Source organism: Chryseobacterium paridis (genome assembly GCF_016595215.1).
GTDB classification, from domain to species: domain Bacteria; phylum Bacteroidota; class Bacteroidia; order Flavobacteriales; family Weeksellaceae; genus Chryseobacterium; species Chryseobacterium paridis.
In genome coordinates, this window is the sequence record NZ_JAENHK010000010.1 from 2,127,179 (window position 1) to 2,143,839 (window position 16,661).

At 34.3% G+C, this 16,661-nt stretch carries 14 protein-coding genes; 7 read left to right on the forward strand and 7 right to left on the reverse strand.

Annotated features, from left to right (window positions below; all coding sequences use genetic code 11):
- The first annotated feature begins 80 nt into the window (after nucleotides 1-80).
- Nucleotides 81-527, forward strand: a complete 447-nt coding sequence (locus JHL15_RS19120; RefSeq protein ID WP_200248351.1) for a hypothetical protein — start codon at nucleotides 81-83, stop codon at nucleotides 525-527.
- 107 nt (nucleotides 528-634) lie between these two features.
- Here the strand turns inward: JHL15_RS19120 and JHL15_RS19125 are convergent, their stop codons facing one another.
- Nucleotides 635-1,150 carry a gamma carbonic anhydrase family protein gene (locus tag JHL15_RS19125; protein WP_200248353.1) on the reverse strand — a complete coding sequence of 172 codons (516 nt, stop codon included), beginning with the start codon at nucleotides 1,148-1,150 and terminating at the stop codon, nucleotides 635-637.
- A 153-nt stretch (nucleotides 1,151-1,303) separates the two neighbouring features.
- Here JHL15_RS19125 and JHL15_RS19130 point away from each other — a divergent pair, with 153 nt between their 5' ends.
- The 3 genes from JHL15_RS19130 to hemH are packed head-to-tail and all read left to right on the forward strand — an operon-like array spanning nucleotide 1,304 to nucleotide 3,763.
- Entirely contained in the window at nucleotides 1,304-2,182 is an 879-nt protein-coding gene (locus tag JHL15_RS19130; RefSeq protein WP_200248355.1) for a NifU family protein, read from the forward strand.
- A gap of 3 nt (nucleotides 2,183-2,185) precedes the next feature.
- Nucleotides 2,186-2,713 carry an NADPH-dependent FMN reductase gene (locus JHL15_RS19135; protein ID WP_200248357.1) on the forward strand — a complete coding sequence of 176 codons (528 nt, stop codon included), beginning with the start codon at nucleotides 2,186-2,188 and terminating at the stop codon, nucleotides 2,711-2,713.
- A 15-nt stretch (nucleotides 2,714-2,728) separates the two neighbouring features.
- A complete protein-coding gene (hemH, locus tag JHL15_RS19140; protein ID WP_200248359.1) occupies nucleotides 2,729-3,763 on the forward strand; it encodes a ferrochelatase in 1,035 nt (344 codons plus the stop codon).
- A 72-nt stretch (nucleotides 3,764-3,835) separates the two neighbouring features.
- Here hemH and JHL15_RS19145 read toward each other — a convergent pair whose 3' ends face one another.
- Complete coding sequence (locus JHL15_RS19145) at nucleotides 3,836-5,815, reverse strand: M4 family metallopeptidase (protein ID WP_200248361.1); 1,980 nt, start codon at nucleotides 5,813-5,815, stop codon at nucleotides 3,836-3,838.
- 390 nt (nucleotides 5,816-6,205) lie between these two features.
- Nucleotides 6,206-7,417, reverse strand: a complete 1,212-nt coding sequence (locus JHL15_RS19150) for a type IX secretion system plug protein (RefSeq protein WP_200248363.1) — start codon at nucleotides 7,415-7,417, stop codon at nucleotides 6,206-6,208.
- A 71-nt stretch (nucleotides 7,418-7,488) separates the two neighbouring features.
- Between JHL15_RS19150 and JHL15_RS19155 the strand changes: the two genes are divergently transcribed.
- Nucleotides 7,489-8,127, forward strand: coding sequence for an MBL fold metallo-hydrolase (locus JHL15_RS19155; RefSeq protein WP_200248365.1), 639 nt, complete (start codon nucleotides 7,489-7,491; stop codon nucleotides 8,125-8,127).
- Between the two features lie 367 nt (nucleotides 8,128-8,494).
- Here the strand turns inward: JHL15_RS19155 and JHL15_RS19160 are convergent, their stop codons facing one another.
- From JHL15_RS19160 to JHL15_RS19170, 3 genes are read right to left on the reverse strand one after another with little or no spacing between them, the layout of a single operon-like run.
- Complete coding sequence (locus JHL15_RS19160; RefSeq protein ID WP_200248367.1) at nucleotides 8,495-10,939, reverse strand: TonB-dependent receptor; 2,445 nt, start codon at nucleotides 10,937-10,939, stop codon at nucleotides 8,495-8,497.
- Between the two features lie 16 nt (nucleotides 10,940-10,955).
- Complete coding sequence (locus JHL15_RS19165; protein WP_200248369.1) at nucleotides 10,956-12,434, reverse strand: trehalase family glycosidase; 1,479 nt, start codon at nucleotides 12,432-12,434, stop codon at nucleotides 10,956-10,958.
- Between the two features lies 1 nt (nucleotide 12,435).
- Complete coding sequence (locus JHL15_RS19170) at nucleotides 12,436-13,665, reverse strand: MFS transporter (RefSeq protein ID WP_200248371.1); 1,230 nt, start codon at nucleotides 13,663-13,665, stop codon at nucleotides 12,436-12,438.
- 123 nt (nucleotides 13,666-13,788) lie between these two features.
- Between JHL15_RS19170 and JHL15_RS19175 the strand changes: the two genes are divergently transcribed.
- Nucleotides 13,789-14,688, forward strand: a complete 900-nt coding sequence (locus JHL15_RS19175; RefSeq protein WP_200248373.1) for an AraC family transcriptional regulator — start codon at nucleotides 13,789-13,791, stop codon at nucleotides 14,686-14,688.
- Nucleotides 14,689-15,029: 341 nt separating this feature from the next.
- Here JHL15_RS19175 and JHL15_RS19180 read toward each other — a convergent pair whose 3' ends face one another.
- On the reverse strand, nucleotides 15,030-15,584 hold the full coding sequence (locus JHL15_RS19180) for a thioredoxin family protein (protein WP_200248375.1): 555 nt from the start codon (nucleotides 15,582-15,584) through the stop codon (nucleotides 15,030-15,032).
- A 166-nt stretch (nucleotides 15,585-15,750) separates the two neighbouring features.
- Here JHL15_RS19180 and JHL15_RS19185 point away from each other — a divergent pair, with 166 nt between their 5' ends.
- Nucleotides 15,751-16,347 (forward strand): TetR/AcrR family transcriptional regulator, encoded by a 597-nt coding sequence (locus JHL15_RS19185; protein ID WP_200248377.1) that lies wholly within the window; start codon nucleotides 15,751-15,753, stop codon nucleotides 16,345-16,347.
- Nucleotides 16,348-16,661: the final 314 nt, after the last annotated feature.

Here is a 16,661-nt window from a genome sequence, read left to right on the forward strand (position 1 = left end):
TGCCAAAATTACGGAAAATGAATTTGAAAACCGTCTTATGGCATAACTTTTGAGTCCGTTTTTTAAAGGGAAAAACTAATATGAGAAAAGTACAAACGCAAATTTCTGCGATAACACTATGCTTAACACTGGCTTTAGTTTCTTGTGGAACAAAAAATGTCACCGATAATTTACCAAAAGATATTTCAGAAAGACCAGCTGATGAAAACAGCAAGAAGTATGATGAAGTTCAATTGGAAAAAATAAAATCTGCCATAGAATCTGAAATCGCAAAAGAAAAATGTACTAATCCTGATGATTGGAAATCAGCACCAATAGGATCTAAAGCATGTGGTGGTCCAAAATCCTACATTGCCTATCCTAAAACAATGGAAGATCAAATCTTACCCAAAATAGAAGATTACAATAAAAGGGAGGCTGATTTCAACACCAAATATGGCATAACTTCAGATTGTTCTGTGATTGCAGAACCCCAAGGAATACAATGTAATAATGGAAAGGCAGAACTCATATATGCCGGACAATAAATAAACCTATATAATACACTAAACTCGACCAGGAGTTTATCACTAAGGATTCTTAAAAAAAAGTTCTGCCGACTGACAGAACTTTTTTATTTATAAACAATAGAACATTATTCTTTATACCACGAAGAGTATTTCACATAATTATCTGCAATTCTGTTCACTTCTCCTTCTAACAGCTGTGATGAAATATCCTTGATCTTTCTTGCAGGAACACCACCCCAAACTTCTCCCGATTTGATGTGAGTTCCCTGAGTAACAACAGAACCCGCCCCAATGATTGAATTTTCTTCAACGAGGCAATCATCCATAACAATAGCCCCCATTCCAATTAAAACATTATCCTCAACTGTACATCCATGTACAATTGCATTATGCCCGATGGAAACATTATTTCCGATTACTAAAGGAAACTTCTCATACGTACAGTGCAACATAACATTATCCTGTACATTTACTTTATCACCCATTTTGATGTAATTCACATCCCCTCTTATTACTGCGTTATACCAAACACTGCATTCTTTTCCCATTGTAACATCTCCAATGATGGTAGCCGTTTCTGCAAGAAAAGTATTCTCTCCGATTTGTGGTGTTTTGCCTAAAAGTTCTTTTATAAGTGCCATATTTTTAATTTGATATTTTGAAAATGAGCTAATTCGAAAAGTAAATAAGTTCAGTCACTATTTTTAAATTACAGCGATAGCAAAAATCTAACTGCTTCGATTCAACTTCTAACTTCTAATTGCGTATTTTTGTATCTCAAATTTAACGAAAAAATGCGTAAGATACTTATAGAGCCAACAGAAAACCCAAAAGTGATGAAATTTGTTGCTGACTACAACTTGATTCCAGGTTCTCTTGAGTTGGACAGAAGTTCAGATATTTCAGAAATTCCTCTTGCTCAGGAACTTTTTAATTATCCGTTTGTAGAAAGAATTTTTGTTACAGCTAATTTTGTTGCTGTAGCAAAACAAGATACCATTGAATGGGAACATGTTGCTGAAAGTCTGAAAAATGTAATTGAAGACGAATTACTTGCTAATCCAAGAATTTACCTTCAGAAGAAAAAGGAAATGTATCAGATCTATGCAGAAATGACTCCCAATCCAAATGTAATGAAGTTTGTTTCCAGTAAATTATTATTGGAAGGTTTTGTAGAAGTAAAATCAAGAACTGAAGCGGATGGAGTTCCTTTAGCAGAAGCTATTTTTAAAGAGTTTGATTTTGCGAAGGAGGTATTTATCTCAGATAATTTCGTTGCTGTAACAAGAAATGATTCTGTAGAATGGCATCAGGTAATGATGGTAGTACGTGGATTTATTGCTGAATACCTTCAAAATGGTGGAGAGATCTCTACTATTGAACCACAGAAACATGAAAATCCTGTGGAAAAAATCATCAATAGAGATTATACGGATGATGAGCAAAAGATTTCTGATATATTAAATGAATATGTAGCTCCTGCAGTAGAAAACGATGGTGGAAAAATTTCTTTAATGGAATATGATGAGTCCAGTAAAACAGCTAAAATGCTTTTACAAGGTGCTTGTTCGGGATGTCCAAGTTCTACAGCTACATTGAAGAATGGGATCGAAAATATTTTAAAACAATTCGTTCCTGATTTAGTAGAAAGAGTGGAAGCTGTAAACGGATAATAAATGTCCCTAAGAAAGAGCATCGTAATAATCATTGGTAGTGCTACAAGAAACTCCAGTAACGGGAGATTGATACAGCAGGCCATAGAAGTTAATGATAATATTGATTTCAAAATATATGATGATCTTTCTATTTTCCCACATTTCAATACAGAATTAACAGACCACAATACACCTGCTGAAATTTTAAACATCCGAGAAGATATTAAAACCTCAGCAGGTGTTATATTTTCCACACCAGAATATATTTTCAGCATTCCCAGTGGATTAAAAAACATCCTGGAATGGTGTGTCTCCACTACGGTTTTCTCTGAAAAACCTACTGCTGTAATTACTGCAGCAGCCAATGGAGAAAAAGGCCATGAAGAGTTATTATTAATTTTAAAAACTCTCGGAGCCTCTGTGAAAGATGATCATCAATTGCTTATAAAAGGAATAAAAGGCAAAGTTGATCATGATGGTATTATTGAAAGTAATACCTTTGTTAAAGTAAAAAACTTGATACTGAATTTCGAAAATTCTATTTCATAATTAAAATTTAAAATATTGGCTAATAAAGGAATTTTACTGGTAAATCTTGGTTCACCCAAATCTACGGAGGTAAAAGATGTAAAGGAATATCTTGATGAGTTTTTAATGGATGAGAAGGTAATTGATTATCGATGGATTTTCAGAGCCCTTTTGGTTCGTGGTATCATTCTCAATACAAGACCAGCAAAATCTGCTGAAGCCTATAAAACAGTATGGACCGATGAAGGTTCGCCATTGGTTGTCATTACTGAAAAAATCCAGAAGAAATTACAAAAACTGGTAGATGTTCCTGTAGAAATCGGAATGCGTTATGCGCAACCGAGTATTGAAGCAGGGATTCAAAAACTAGTTGATCAGGGAGTTACTGAAATTGTTCTTTTCCCATTGTATCCACAATATGCAATGAGTACAACGGAGACGGTCATTGAGAAAGCTGAAGAGGTAAGAAAGAAAAAATTCCCGACTGTAAAAATCAATTATATTCAGCCTTTTTACGATAGAGAAATTTATATCAATTGTTTAGCTGAAAGCATCAAAGAAAAACTTCCTGAAAATTTTGATGCCCTACAATTCTCTTATCATGGTGTTCCGGAAAGACATATCTACAAAACGGATCCATCCAACACATGTAAAATAGATGATGCCAATTGTATCAACAGCAAGATAGAAGCACATAATGCCCGATGCTACAGACATCAGTGTTACAAAACAACAGAAACGGTGATTGCAAAAATGGGATTACCTAAAGAAAAAACCATTGTTTCTTTCCAATCCAGATTAGGAAAGGATAAATGGATAGAACCATACACCGATGAAACATTGGAAACAATTCCTAAAAAAGGAATAAAAAATTTAGCCATCGTTTGTCCCGCTTTCGTTTCAGATTGCCTTGAAACTTTAGAAGAAATTTCAGTGGAAGGTAAAGAGCAGTTTTTACACGGAGGTGGTGAGAATTTCCATTATATCCCATGTTTAAATGATGAAGATCGATGGATTGAAGTTGTAAAAACGCTATGTGAAGAAAAACTGAATGAATTTTATTTCGTATAAAATCTTCTCAAATAAATAAGGAAAGGACACAAGAAATACTTGTGTCCTTTCTAATATAAATATATTAAAGAATTATTTTTTAATTAAGTTTCCTGCTTTCTGTCCGTTTACTACAATCACATATACTCCAGGAAGCATTGTAGATGGAAGTTGTAACCCAAGTTTATTTACCCCATCTGTAAGTTCAACTTTTTCAGAGATTTCTCTTTTACCTGTTAAGCTTACCACTTCTACTACTCCATTTCCTGCTTTTCCTTCAAATGTTACAGTGAATCTGTCTGTTGCCGGATTTGGACTGATCGTAAATAGAGTAGCACTTGGTTCAGTAGCCACACGTCCGGCAGAAGATGTACCTCCACCAACACCTACAGCATTCCATGCATTGGTTACCTGTGTTACTTCATTACTACCCGTACCGTAAAGATCTGCTGCTGCCTGTAAAGAAGAAGTTCTTGCATTGGCATAATTAGACGAAGAAGTAAGATAAGAAGTCAATGTTCTGTAAGCAATAGCTCCTGCTTTATCCAGGCCTATTGCGGAAACATTGTAGGCAAAACCATTATCATTGGTTCCTGTTCCACCTGCTACCAATAAATAATACCAGAAATTAAGAACTCCTGAATTGGTATGAACCCCACAAGAATCATTATATCCAGGTAAATTAGGATTTCCCTGAGGAGTACAAGAGCTGCTTGCATCTTTCCAATATGTTCCTTTATAAGTATCCGGCTGACGATACGCATTAGGGTTAGACATATCTCTTATTACATAATTAAAGTCTTCTCCTAATTTCCAGCTTGCCTGTGAAGGTCTCGCCCAAAGTTCTATTGAATTTCCAAATACATCAGAGAAGCCTTCATTCAATGCTCCTGACTCCCTTTGGTAAGCAAGATTAGCCGTTTTAGAAGTCATCCCGTGAGTAATTTCATGTCCACAAACATCCAAGGCAGTTAGTGGCAATCCACCAGTAGTAGTAGATGCACCATCACCATATGTCATTCTGGAGCCATCCCAAAATGCATTGGTGTAATTAGTAGAATAATGAACATAAGATTTTATAGCAAAATTATTATTATCAATACTCTTTCTGTTAAATTTTGCATAGTAATAATCCAACGTCATTTCTGCACCCCAATGGGCATCTGTAGCATATTGATCTTTATTTGAATTGACGTTATTCCAATTGTTATCCGTATCCGTAAAATCTACAGCAGATGAATAACTGGTTCCTTTTTTCAAATTATAGGTTTCCACAGCAGTTCCTGAACCTGTTCCGGCATTTCTTCCGGTTTCTCTCAATCTATAACTTCCGTTATATGAGTCTGCCACAATACTTCTGTTTCCACTGTAACCCGTAGTGGCCGTTCCAGGAGCATTTACATCATGAATGATAGCATTTGTTCCCAATATTTTTCCACTCTTAGCATCTACAAAAACGTATTGTCTGCTTAGTGGTTTTTCAGCATAAATATCAAATTTATAAGCCAATTGCAGATCCCGAAGTTTATCGTCCGTAGGGTCTGAGAAATACACAAGCTCTCCTTTTGGAGTAAAGCTTGCATTAGGATCATTAGATTCTCTCTTAATGAAATCCTCTTCTTGCTTATTTTGCCATTTATATGAATCTGCCCCAACAAAAGACAGGGCATTTTGAAGCGCTATACTTTCAGAAATATTAGCTTGCTTCTCAACCTTTTCAGGAACTTTAAGAATCCATTTTCCGGTTTCTCCTACCACCTTACCTCCTTTAGTTTGAACAGCCATCATTCCATATTCTACAGGAATATTATTCACTGTCTGCTGGAATCTATGAGTCTCAAAACCCAATTGGTCTTTTTCAACACCTAATTTACGGGCCTCACCCGGAACATATCTTTGAGAAACCTCATCGAATAAAAGGGGACTTTCCTGGAAAGAAGGTCCATTTTTATCAAATCTCAAAAATTCTGCGTGTAATCCGTCTTTACCGGAAATTAGTTTTGATGGTTTGTCTTGCCCAAAAACGAAAGAGCAAGCGGCAACACTTGCCACTAAGATAAATTTTGTTTTCATAAAAATATTTGTTTGATGTGGAAACAAATTTATAAACTTTTCACAATAAAAAGATTAATTATGTAAATATTATTCAATTTATACATTGAAATGGTAAATAAAATACAATGATTATTTCGAAATAAAAGAAATTATTTAACCATTATTTAATCACACAACTACTTTTTAATTAATAAATTTCACTGAAATTCATGTTATAGTGAATTAAATTCTTTCATTATGTATAGCATACTATTTTAGTAGACTAAACAAATGAAAATAATCGAATATCTCTTTATTTATAAGCCTTACAAAGCAAAAAGCCATCTCGATGAGATAGCTTTGCATATTTTTTACGTAAATGTAATTTTATCTTCTTTTATTGAATTTTTAATAAAAATCCTATGTTTTCTATTTTCCGATGGGAGTTCTGAACTCTCCGTAGCCCATCAGACCATCATAATTTCTCCCAAAAGGAGTATAATATAAAAAGGCCTGATACAAATTTTCTGTTTGCCAGAAGTTCCCATTCACTTCGCCAAAATTTAATGTTCCGTTACTTTCTTTAGTAGCGAGAATATAGTTGTAGAATCCTTGTTTTAAAAATATTTTAGCAACATACTTTTTAGCAGCCGCATCGTATTGCATCTGATTTTCTTTGCTTGGAATAAAATTATTAAACCCTCCCAAAACATAAATTTCTTTATCCACCGGATCTGAATCCAGAGAAAAATATACCCACGAATAATCAGCTTCCCTTTCCGCATTCCTTTCAAGTCCCAAATCATTTCTTCTGAAATAATAAGCTCCATTTACATCGGGTTGATATTGATAATTCAAAGGAAAAGCCCATACAGGATGCAAATATGTTTGGTTTACCCCATCTTTCACTTCTGTTGCACGAACCATATCAGCAGCCATATTCATGTTCTTATTATCAAAATAATAAAACTCATTATTTCCCGGAAATGCCAGATTCATTTGTTGAAAAAGTAGCTTATTTCCAAGGGTAGAGCTTGCCTTTAAATTGTTAACAGACACATTGAAATTATTATTCTGCATCACATTCAAACTTATTGAATTGACATTAGATGATAAATCATTTCCTTTCGCTACAGCCTGCACCTCTACTCTTTGATTAATATTAGGATTTTTGTCTGTTATTCTGGATACATTAAGAGCCAAAGAAATATTATCTTCAACTACATAAAATCTCCTTTTGAAAAGTGGCTTTTCTGCAGAATCTTTATACACAATAATCTCAAAATTCCCTGAAATTTTGGGTTGTATTTTCTCATTGGGAAATACCAACTTATAATGTGTATAAGCCTGAAGTGTATTAAATGAATATTCGAATTTATCCAATAAGGCATTTAAGCTTCCATTCGCTATTTCTGTAAAGAAAAGATTGTCATCATTCCAGTTTCGGTCGTAGTGCTTTATGGTATAACGATAAATCTCACTTGCATTCGTAAGGTCATCAAAACTTAAAACCAATGTCTGATTAAAGTTGATCACCGGAGTTTCATCATTCGTTTGTGGATTGAATAGCTGGATGCTTTGGATGTTTTGTCCAAAAACCAATCCACCTAGAGAAAGTAATAATATTCGCAAAGTTTTCATTATGACGAAGGTAACGAAAAATCATCACTTTCTTAAGAATATCGTATTTTTGGCAAAAAAACAATCAGAATATGCTTCAGATTCAAGCTTTCGTATTCAATTTTGCAAGCGAAAATACCTATATCCTCTACAACGAAAATAAAAACGCCTGGCTAATCGATCCAGGAAATATGAATGAGCAAGAGACTAACCTGATCAGCAATTTCATCAAAGACAATGAATTAAAAATCCAGAAAATACTTCTTACCCACGCTCATATTGATCACGTTTTCGGTCTACAATGGGCTCATGATACTTTTAAGCTTCCCATCCATATGCATCAGGCAGATCAGGAAATACTGGATATGCTCCAAATGAGCGGAATGAGATTCGGGATAAACATCGATCCTGTAAAAGTAGATGTTGAATACATCAATGAAGGCGATGAATTAGATTTTGATGGTGAGAAATTCAAAATATATCATGTTCCCGGCCATTCTCCCGGAAGTATTATTTTCCACAACGAGAATCAAAAATTCATGATTTCAGGAGACGTTCTATTCGAAGGAAGTATTGGAAGAACTGATTTATATAAAGGAAATTACGATCAATTAATTAATGGAATTAAAACTAAGCTTTTCGTACTGGATGATGAAACTCAGGTCTTCTCGGGGCATGGAAATCCAACGAGTATAGGTTTTGAGAAGCAGTATAATCCGTTTCTGAGGTAAGAGTAGAGATTCGGGTTGCGGTTGCTAGTTATTAGTTATTAGTTATTAGTTATTAGTTTACTGGATGATAGTTATAAGATTCGGGTTGCGAGTTGCGGGGTTCGAGTTGCGAGATGCGAGGTTCGAGGTTTGAGATGAGGGATCAAATGATCTACAACTTTTGTCATTCTGCAAGAATCTAAACCTATTGAACGTAATGTTTCATAACACCAAAATAACAGTCATGTCATTTCGACGATAGGAGAAATCTCTTGTTCTCTTGTAGATTCTTCATTCCACTTCGTTGCATTCTGAATGACAGAGATGATAGTCAAAAAATAAAAAAACCGTCAGAAGATTCTGACGGTTTTTTTTAAAGAAATAGCTTTTAGAAATCCAGAGTAATAGATCCTCTCACAGCAGCACCCATAATTGGTCTTGCCATTCTTATATCTCCTGTTCCTGATAGTGGTGATCTTGGATCTCCTTCAGTAATACCAATAGTATTGAAGATATTGGTTCCATCGATAGCAAAACGTATTTTTCCTAGCTGATAAGAAGTTCCTGCACCCACCTCACTGAATGAAGGTAAAATGTTTTTATCACTATTCGCCTCATCCTGGAATCGTTTTCCGTAATAATTATAACTTACGTATGCTCTCCATTGTTTGGTAATATTGACAGCAGGTGAAATATTAAAATAGAATTTAGGGATTCTTCTTACCTGGTTACCATCATAATCGAATGTTGTTCCATCACCATTTCGACCTGTGAAATCTTTATATTTCGGATTCTGGAAAGTACCATTAAATGACAGCTCCAATAAATTATTAAATAATCTTGCAAACCCTTCAAGCTCCACCCCCATATTGGTTGTGTTTGCAAATTTATTTTCAGAAGTTCCATCGGAATATACATCAGTAAATGAAAGGTTTTTAAGCGTTGAATAAAAAGGAATTATTCCAATATCAAATGTTCGTGTATAATACTTGTAACCGATTTCCAGCTGATTAGTTTGTACCGGTTTGATTTGGCTTAAATCTGCCATATTATTATAGTACGATTCTTCGTTAGGAGATCTGAAACCATTAGAAAAACGAGCATACACTGCATTCTCACTATTGATCTTATAATTGGAGGCAACCGTAAACGATACTTTATTAATATCGTAATACCAGTAAGTGTATTTGTTCCCTAGCACAGACATATTGTCATCAGCAGTAGTCGTTGCAAAACTGTGGGTTCCATCTGTTGTTAGCCCTGAATTATTAAGATTGCCGGTAGTTGTATTTACACCATATCCTTTATAATAATCGCGGCTGTAACGAATCCCTCCATTAAAACTTAGGTCATCGGTAATATTATAATCCAGATTTAAATAAACGTCATTTAAGCTTCCCTGAATCTGAGAATCTCTGGTCAGGAAGGACATATTTGTAACTCCATTATAGGTTTTAGAATATCCAACATCGGTTGGGCTTAATGAGGTATCTACTAAATTAAGAAGTTGAGGTCTGTCTGTAGCTGTCGTTAAAATATTACTCCAGTTCCAGTATTGATGTGATTTCCAGTTGGATTTATAAAACCCAGCTGTTACATTTCCTTTATCAAATTTATAATTGAATTGTAAATCATTAACGAAATTATTCATCTGTTTATCAATAGCCCAGAATCCTAATTTCTGTACATATTGTGGATTTACAATAGCACCATTACTCACCAAAGAATATTGGTAATTGTTTCCTGCTATACCATTACTATTTGCAAAAGCACTGGATAATTGTGGCCCACCCGCCGGGAAAATACCAGTATAGTTCATATTGATATTGGTATACCTTGTTTTATTTAAAACAGTAAAGTTATTTCCAAGATCATATTTAAATTCTGCCCCTACAACGTCAACCTTTGGATGAATACCATCTTCAAGATTTCTGCTGAAGAATCCTCCTCCGGCCTGAGGGATATTAAGTTGTCCTATTGTTCTGTAACTATACGTTCCGTAGTTAGCATTGAATCCAGGGAATTCTTTTAGCTTATTCCCATCTTGCAATAAAGGAATGGGCAGGAAAAAGGTATTTCTGTCATCCAGCTTTTTGTAATATACTTTAGCATAACCTTTATCAAAGACATACTTTAAATTCATTCTGATCTGACCGCCATTATTAGCATTAAATCCAGTTTTTCTAATTCCGTTATCAGTTCTGTAAAAACCTCCTACATTAAAAAACAATTTGTCCTGAACCAGAGCTCCACCTACATTCACATCCGTACGCATAAGTCCATATGTACTGGTTTCCAATTTAGCAGTTCCTCTGAAAGTATTACTTCCTTCTTTTGTAATAAAATTGATAAGTCCACCAGGAGAGTTATTGGCATAAATAGATCCTGAACCTCCTCTCAACGCTTCTAATCTACTTACAGAATTATCAACGCGGAAGAAATTGTCCGCATTGGCAAACTGCAACGCTCCATCTTCAAAAACCGGCAAACCATCCTCCTGCACCTGTACAAATTCGTAAGCACCGGCAGACGGAATCCCTCTTGCAAAAAGGTTATTTCCTACCTCACCACCAGAAGTTTCAACCGCAAAACCGGGAACTCTTTGTAATAAAGCAGCTGCACTGATAGGATTCTGCTTCTGAATTTCTTTTGCACTAAACGTAGAAATTGCTGTACTGGACTCTATTTTCTTTTTCGGGTTTGAGTTACCCGTAATAACAACCTGATCAATGGATGCTGTTCTGGTAGAATCCTGAACAGTTTCCTGTGCATACGCATTATTAAAATATAGCGTAGCAACGCCCGCGAGTAAAAAGATTGATTTGTTTTTCATACCCTTATAGTTTTAATTATTGTTTTAATTTTAAATAAACTCCGTTTGTCCAACCGAATCCATCCTGGTTAGGGTACTCTCCCCCTCCGGCAATTGCTTCATTATCTAATGCATTGTATTTTTCCATTAGTTTGCCCGTGTTATTATAAACTCTCTCGACATTAGAGCACCAGTTATTTTTTATTTCATCAGCTAATTGTGTAAAGCCATAGTTTTTCATGGAAATAAATCCAAGCCATTGATAGGGAGCCCATGCATTAGGCAGATCCCATTGTTGACCTGATTTCTTCGTTGTGGTAACAAGTCCACCTTTGTAAAGAAACTTTTCAGCAATAATTTCTGAAACTGCCTTTGCCTGTTCCTCATTAGCCAAACCTAAAAACAGTGGATAAAGAGCAGCAATATGTTCAGATGCTGTATTTTTATGTTTTTTAATATGATAATCTTTGTATGTTTTGGATTCTTTATCCCAAAAATAGATATCGATTACCTTTCTCCTTTTCGCTGCTCTTTCACTGAAATAATTTTCTTTTTCTTTAAGATTTTGGAGACCTGAAGATGTAGCTAAGGTTTTTTCCAGATGCCATAAAAGGCAATTGACATCAACCTGAGCAATATTCAGGGTTTCTATTGTTTGTATCGTTTCTCCGTCTGAAAACCATCTACTGGAAAAATCCCAGCCAGATTCACATCCACTTCTGATATTTCTATAAAATTCTTCCCCTGAAGCATTTTCATGATCCTCAATATCGATCAGATAACTTTCCGGACGTGGTGTATTTTCAGCATCATAATACCTGTTCAGGATATCTCCGTTAATAGTTTTCAATACCCTTTTACTTTGCGTATCATTATCCAGTTCATCTTCCCCATTCATCCAGAAATGATATTCTTTTTCTAATGTATCATGATATTCCCTGTAAAGATTTTCATCACCTGTAGTCTCTACAAGCAATTCAAGCATCAACGAAAAATAAGGGGGTTGTGAGCGGCTTAGAAAATGGGTTCTGCTTGCATTCGGAACAAACCCGACATTTTGAATAAGGTATGAGCAGTTTTCGACAATATTCTTCATCATCTCAATTCTCCCTGAAACCTGTAATCCAAGCATGATGAAATAACTATCCCAATAGAAAAACTCATTGAAACGCCCACCAGGAACGACATACGGTTTTGGGAGTTTTAAAAGTGTTCCTTTTTCTTCATATGAAGTTCTGGTAAGTTCATCCCATAGCTTTTCTATATGCTCTCCAATTGGTAAATGATGTTCTCTTTGAATCGAAATTTTAGCTCCTAAAAAATCAAAATGCTCAAGCACAAATGCTTTCAAATCAAAACCTGCAGCAGCTTTTTCCCTTTCATACTTTTCATTGATGTCAGCTATTGAAAATAAAGGAACAGCATCCGTCATCATCTTTTGATCCTCGAAAATCTGAGATCTCTGAACATCATCAAAAAGAGCCTGAATATCTTTAATATAGAGTTGTGTATTCATTTTATTTTTTAGGGTTTATTTTTAATTTATTCATAATGATCGCTGATACAATAAGCAATGAAAGCGGTATCAGCGAAAGATAAAAAGCGCGTTGTCCGCTGAATTCCTGAAATACGAAACCCGTAATTATTGAACCGATAGTTCCGCCTATTGCTGAGAAAACCACGATCAATCCAGACATCGCACTGTGCAGATACTTTGGTATCGAGGCCAGGATAACGGAATTAATACTTGGGTAAATCGGTGCTAACAATCCTCCCATTAATGGAAATAAATACACCACAATCGGAGCGTTAAGCCACGTAGTATTTGTATTGATACTAATATTATGAGTCAACGGTAAAACAAACAACAGGCTTACAGCAAAACCGATCACACAAAAAGAGACTACATAGATCCAACTGAATTTCTTAGAAAAGAATCCGGATAAAAACCTACCCAATGCAAAAGCTCCGGCTAAAACAGCTCCGGCCTGTATACTCATCGAAGTGGGTAACTTCAGAATTTCTTTATAAAATGTAGGTGTCCAGGTTTGGAAACTTTGCTCCACCAAAACAAAAAGAAAAGCACACACTAAAAAGAATAATACTTTTTTATAACTGAATAAACTTACACTGTTTTTAATATCTCCTATAAGATCGGTTGCTTCACTTTTTGCTTCTTTCTCATTCAATTTAGAAAAAAACAAAAACAAAAAAGACAGAGTCGATAAACCTCCTAATACCCAATATACATTCAGCCAATGGGTAGATTTTGGATTATGGTCATCTATAAACAAACTGAAAAGCACGTTTCCAGCTAATACTCCAATCATAAAAAACCCTTCCAGAAATCCCATAAAACTGGAATGCTCCTTATCAGTATTTGTCACAAGCCCAATAGAGGTAAAAACTGAGATCTTAATTAACGCAAATGAAATTCCTACAATAGCAAATAACAATTTAAAGAACCAGAAATCATTTGAAAACGGCATCACGAAACACATACAGCTTACCAGAAAAAGGGCAATTAGCATAGAATTTTTAATTCCAATTTTTGGTAAAAATGAAGCCAGAATAAATGAACATATTGCAATCGGAAGATCTTTAAATCCTTCCAGCACACTTGCAGAAGATTTTGAAATCCCGAAATTCTGCTGAACCTGTAGAATAACTGTTCCTACCGAATTCAAAAGAATTGCAAAAACAAAATAGTTTAAAAATAGAATGGCTTTTATATTGAAATTTCGCATTAAATTAATTTCTTGGTGGCTAAGATAGAAGCATTTGCCTTAACGTTAATTTAACATAGTAAACAAATATTTGAACTATATTAATATAATTATTATTTTTATACTATAAATATCATTAATCTAATGAAAGTTAGTTTTGAAAGAGTGATGCCTAGCGAGAAAAGTTCCTTTCGAACATTGCACAATAACTCCCCTATTTCTGAATTCAAATGGGAATATCATTACCATCCAGAAATTGAATTGGTATGTGTAGTATCAGGAAGTGGGACCCGCCATGTGGGCTATCACAAAAGCAATTATACTAATGGGGATCTTGTTCTTATTGGCTCAAATATTCCTCATTCAGGATTTGGTCTGAACTCTATAGATCCGCATGAAGAAATAGTGCTTCAGTTTCGGGAAGAAATCCTGCAATTTCCTGAACAAGAAATAGAAGCCCGGTCTATTAAAAACCTTCTGGAACTTTCAAAATATGGAATTCACTTCAGCGCAGTCACTAAAAAAGCCATGCTCCCCAAGCTCAAAAAAATGCTGGAATCCGAAGGTTACAAGAGGTATCTGTTATTACTGGATATTCTTTTTGAACTTTCAACACGTAAAGATTATGATCTTTTAAATAAGGAGATTATGCCTTATACCATTATTTCAAAAAATAAGGCAAGATTGGAAAATATATTCACCTATGTTGAGCACAACTATGATAAAGATATTAATATCGAAGATGTTGCTAAACTTGCCAATCTTACTTTACCAGCATTTTGCAACTTTTTTAAAAAAGCAACTCAAATCACTTTTACAGAATTTGTCAACCGTTATCGGATTAATAAAGCCTGCCTATTAATGGTTCAGGATACAAGTATCTCCGAATGCTGCTACAGTTGTGGTTTTAATAATGTGACTTACTTTAACAGGATGTTTAAAAAATATACTGAAAAGACCCCTTCAGAGTTTATTAAGAATGCATCACATGATAAGATTGAAAGTGTGGATTCACCGATAAAGGTCGTTCAGAAATCTTTTTAGATATTTAAATGGATATATTATGATCTCGATGATTTGGCTGAGCAGATGATGGTGTTTTAAAATTTGGTTCTTTTAATCAAATAATTTCAAGCAAAATATATCATTATATAATATATAGGTATAAAAAAGATACTTCGCTTCGCTCTGTATGACATTGCTAATACTAACCTCTTTATATTCACAATTCATTAAATCATTTAAAAAGATCTGCTCAATCTGCGAGAGAATTAGAAGTACAAAAAAAGCTGTCCTAAAAAAAAGAACAGCCCTATAATTCTATTATTTATTGAAAAAGAAAAATATCCAAAAACATTTTCAATTTTCCATTTTCAACTCAAAAACTATTTCCATTTAATATTACAACCCATACTCGGTCTCTGAATCTCTTCCTGTGGTTCTCCCAACAAAAGGTTTTCAAATGCAATAATTAAATCTTCACCTGTTACATCCTTATGATTTCCTGGTCTTGAATCATCCATTTGCCCTCTGTAAATAAGATCCAGTTTATCATCGAAGAAATAAAAATCCGGAGTACATGCGGCATCATAAGCTCTTGCAATACTTTGGCTCTCATCATATAAATAAGGAAAGTCGAAGTTTCTTTCAATCTGAAATTCGATCATCTTTTCAGGAGAGTCTGCCGGATATTTTTCAATATTGTTTGCATTGATTGCAATGAATTCAATTCCCTTTTCCTGATAATCTTCATACAATTCATTAATCTTATCAATCACATGAAGAACAAACGGACAATGGTTGCACATAAAAATGACCAACGTTCCTTTTTCTCCTTTCAGATCATCCAATGATTGAATTTCGTTACTTTTTGACGGGTTAGGAAGCTCAAAAAAAGGAGCTCTTGTTCCTAATGCCAACATATTTGAGGGAGTATTCATATCCTTTATTTTCTTTGACTACAAAGATAAAGTTTCTTTTATCATTGTCCAATTTACGCTTTTATAAAGTTGCGTTAAATGTTAAAATTAAAATATTATTTGAAATTATTTGGAAGATATAAGTTAATCTTCGTAGTTTTGCTAACGCTGTTAGTAAAAAAATATCATGGGATTACATGAACGTTGTCAAAGAGAAAAGGAGTCTATCCGTGCAAACATTTTGCAGGAGGCTTTCACTTTGGCTAAAACAGAGGGTTGGGCTTCACTTTCCATTAGGAAGATAGCCGACGCGATTGAATACAGTGCACCAGTTGTTTATGATTACTTTGAAAATAAAGAAGCCATTTTATTTGAAATTTCTATAAATGGATTCAATCTTTTACACAAAGAATTATTAAAAGCTCAAAAGAAATATGACACTCCAGAAGAACAATTGACTGCTATTGTAGATACGTATTGGAAATTTGCTTTTAAAAATAAGGAATATTACCAATTAATGTTTGGATTAGGAATGCAATGTAGTGGTAAAGGTCAAATGAAAGAAGAATTTTCATCATTTCAGGATATGATCTACGAATGCACCTACAATATTATTATAAAAAACGGTTCTAATCCAGATAATGCCTGCCATATGTCACATGCATTATTCTCTGCAGTACATGGTTTAATATCTATTATGATGATGCGTAATTCTGATATTCCTGCAACAATGAATAAAACGACATTGGACGAAACGGTTTCGGCTTTTATTAAATCTTTGTAAATTTTTTTTGAACCAGATGTTAACACTGTTAGGAAAAATAGCAAGTCTAAACCAACATTTTAAATAGAATAACCAATAAGAATTTCAAAGGCTTTACAAATTAGTATCATAACATCAACTTAAGCCATTAACACTGTTAGTAAATTTAACGCGACACACCTCACCTTTATATATTCAAAACAACATTAAAAAAATCTATGATTATGGAAATGACGATCTAATTCTATTATTAATAATTCTGTAATTTTTTTTGAACTTACCATTAACACCGTTAGAAAAAATAACATGAATTATTAAAAAAAACAACATTATTA

Excerpts from the sequence above, each read along its gene's own strand:
- JHL15_RS19130 (WP_200248355.1), top strand. The coding sequence starts at position 1,304 with ATGCGTAAGATACTTATAGAGCCAACAGAAAACCCAAAAGTGATGAAA.
- JHL15_RS19135 (WP_200248357.1), top strand. The coding sequence starts at position 2,186 with ATGTCCCTAAGAAAGAGCATCGTAATAATCATTGGTAGTGCTACAAGA.
- JHL15_RS19185 (WP_200248377.1), top strand. The coding sequence starts at position 15,751 with ATGGGATTACATGAACGTTGTCAAAGAGAAAAGGAGTCTATCCGTGCA.
- JHL15_RS19175 (WP_200248373.1), top strand. The coding sequence starts at position 13,789 with ATGAAAGTTAGTTTTGAAAGAGTGATGCCTAGCGAGAAAAGTTCCTTT.
- JHL15_RS19155 (WP_200248365.1), top strand. The coding sequence starts at position 7,489 with ATGCTTCAGATTCAAGCTTTCGTATTCAATTTTGCAAGCGAAAATACC.
- JHL15_RS19165 (WP_200248369.1), bottom strand. The coding sequence starts at position 12,434 with ATGAATACACAACTCTATATTAAAGATATTCAGGCTCTTTTTGATGAT.
- JHL15_RS19170 (WP_200248371.1), bottom strand. The coding sequence starts at position 13,665 with ATGCGAAATTTCAATATAAAAGCCATTCTATTTTTAAACTATTTTGTT.
- JHL15_RS19125 (WP_200248353.1), bottom strand. The coding sequence starts at position 1,150 with ATGGCACTTATAAAAGAACTTTTAGGCAAAACACCACAAATCGGAGAG.
- JHL15_RS19120 (WP_200248351.1), top strand. The coding sequence starts at position 81 with ATGAGAAAAGTACAAACGCAAATTTCTGCGATAACACTATGCTTAACA.
- JHL15_RS19180 (WP_200248375.1), bottom strand. The coding sequence starts at position 15,584 with ATGAATACTCCCTCAAATATGTTGGCATTAGGAACAAGAGCTCCTTTT.
- JHL15_RS19160 (WP_200248367.1), bottom strand. The coding sequence starts at position 10,939 with ATGAAAAACAAATCAATCTTTTTACTCGCGGGCGTTGCTACGCTATAT.
- JHL15_RS19150 (WP_200248363.1), bottom strand. The coding sequence starts at position 7,417 with ATGAAAACTTTGCGAATATTATTACTTTCTCTAGGTGGATTGGTTTTT.
- JHL15_RS19145 (WP_200248361.1), bottom strand. The coding sequence starts at position 5,815 with ATGAAAACAAAATTTATCTTAGTGGCAAGTGTTGCCGCTTGCTCTTTC.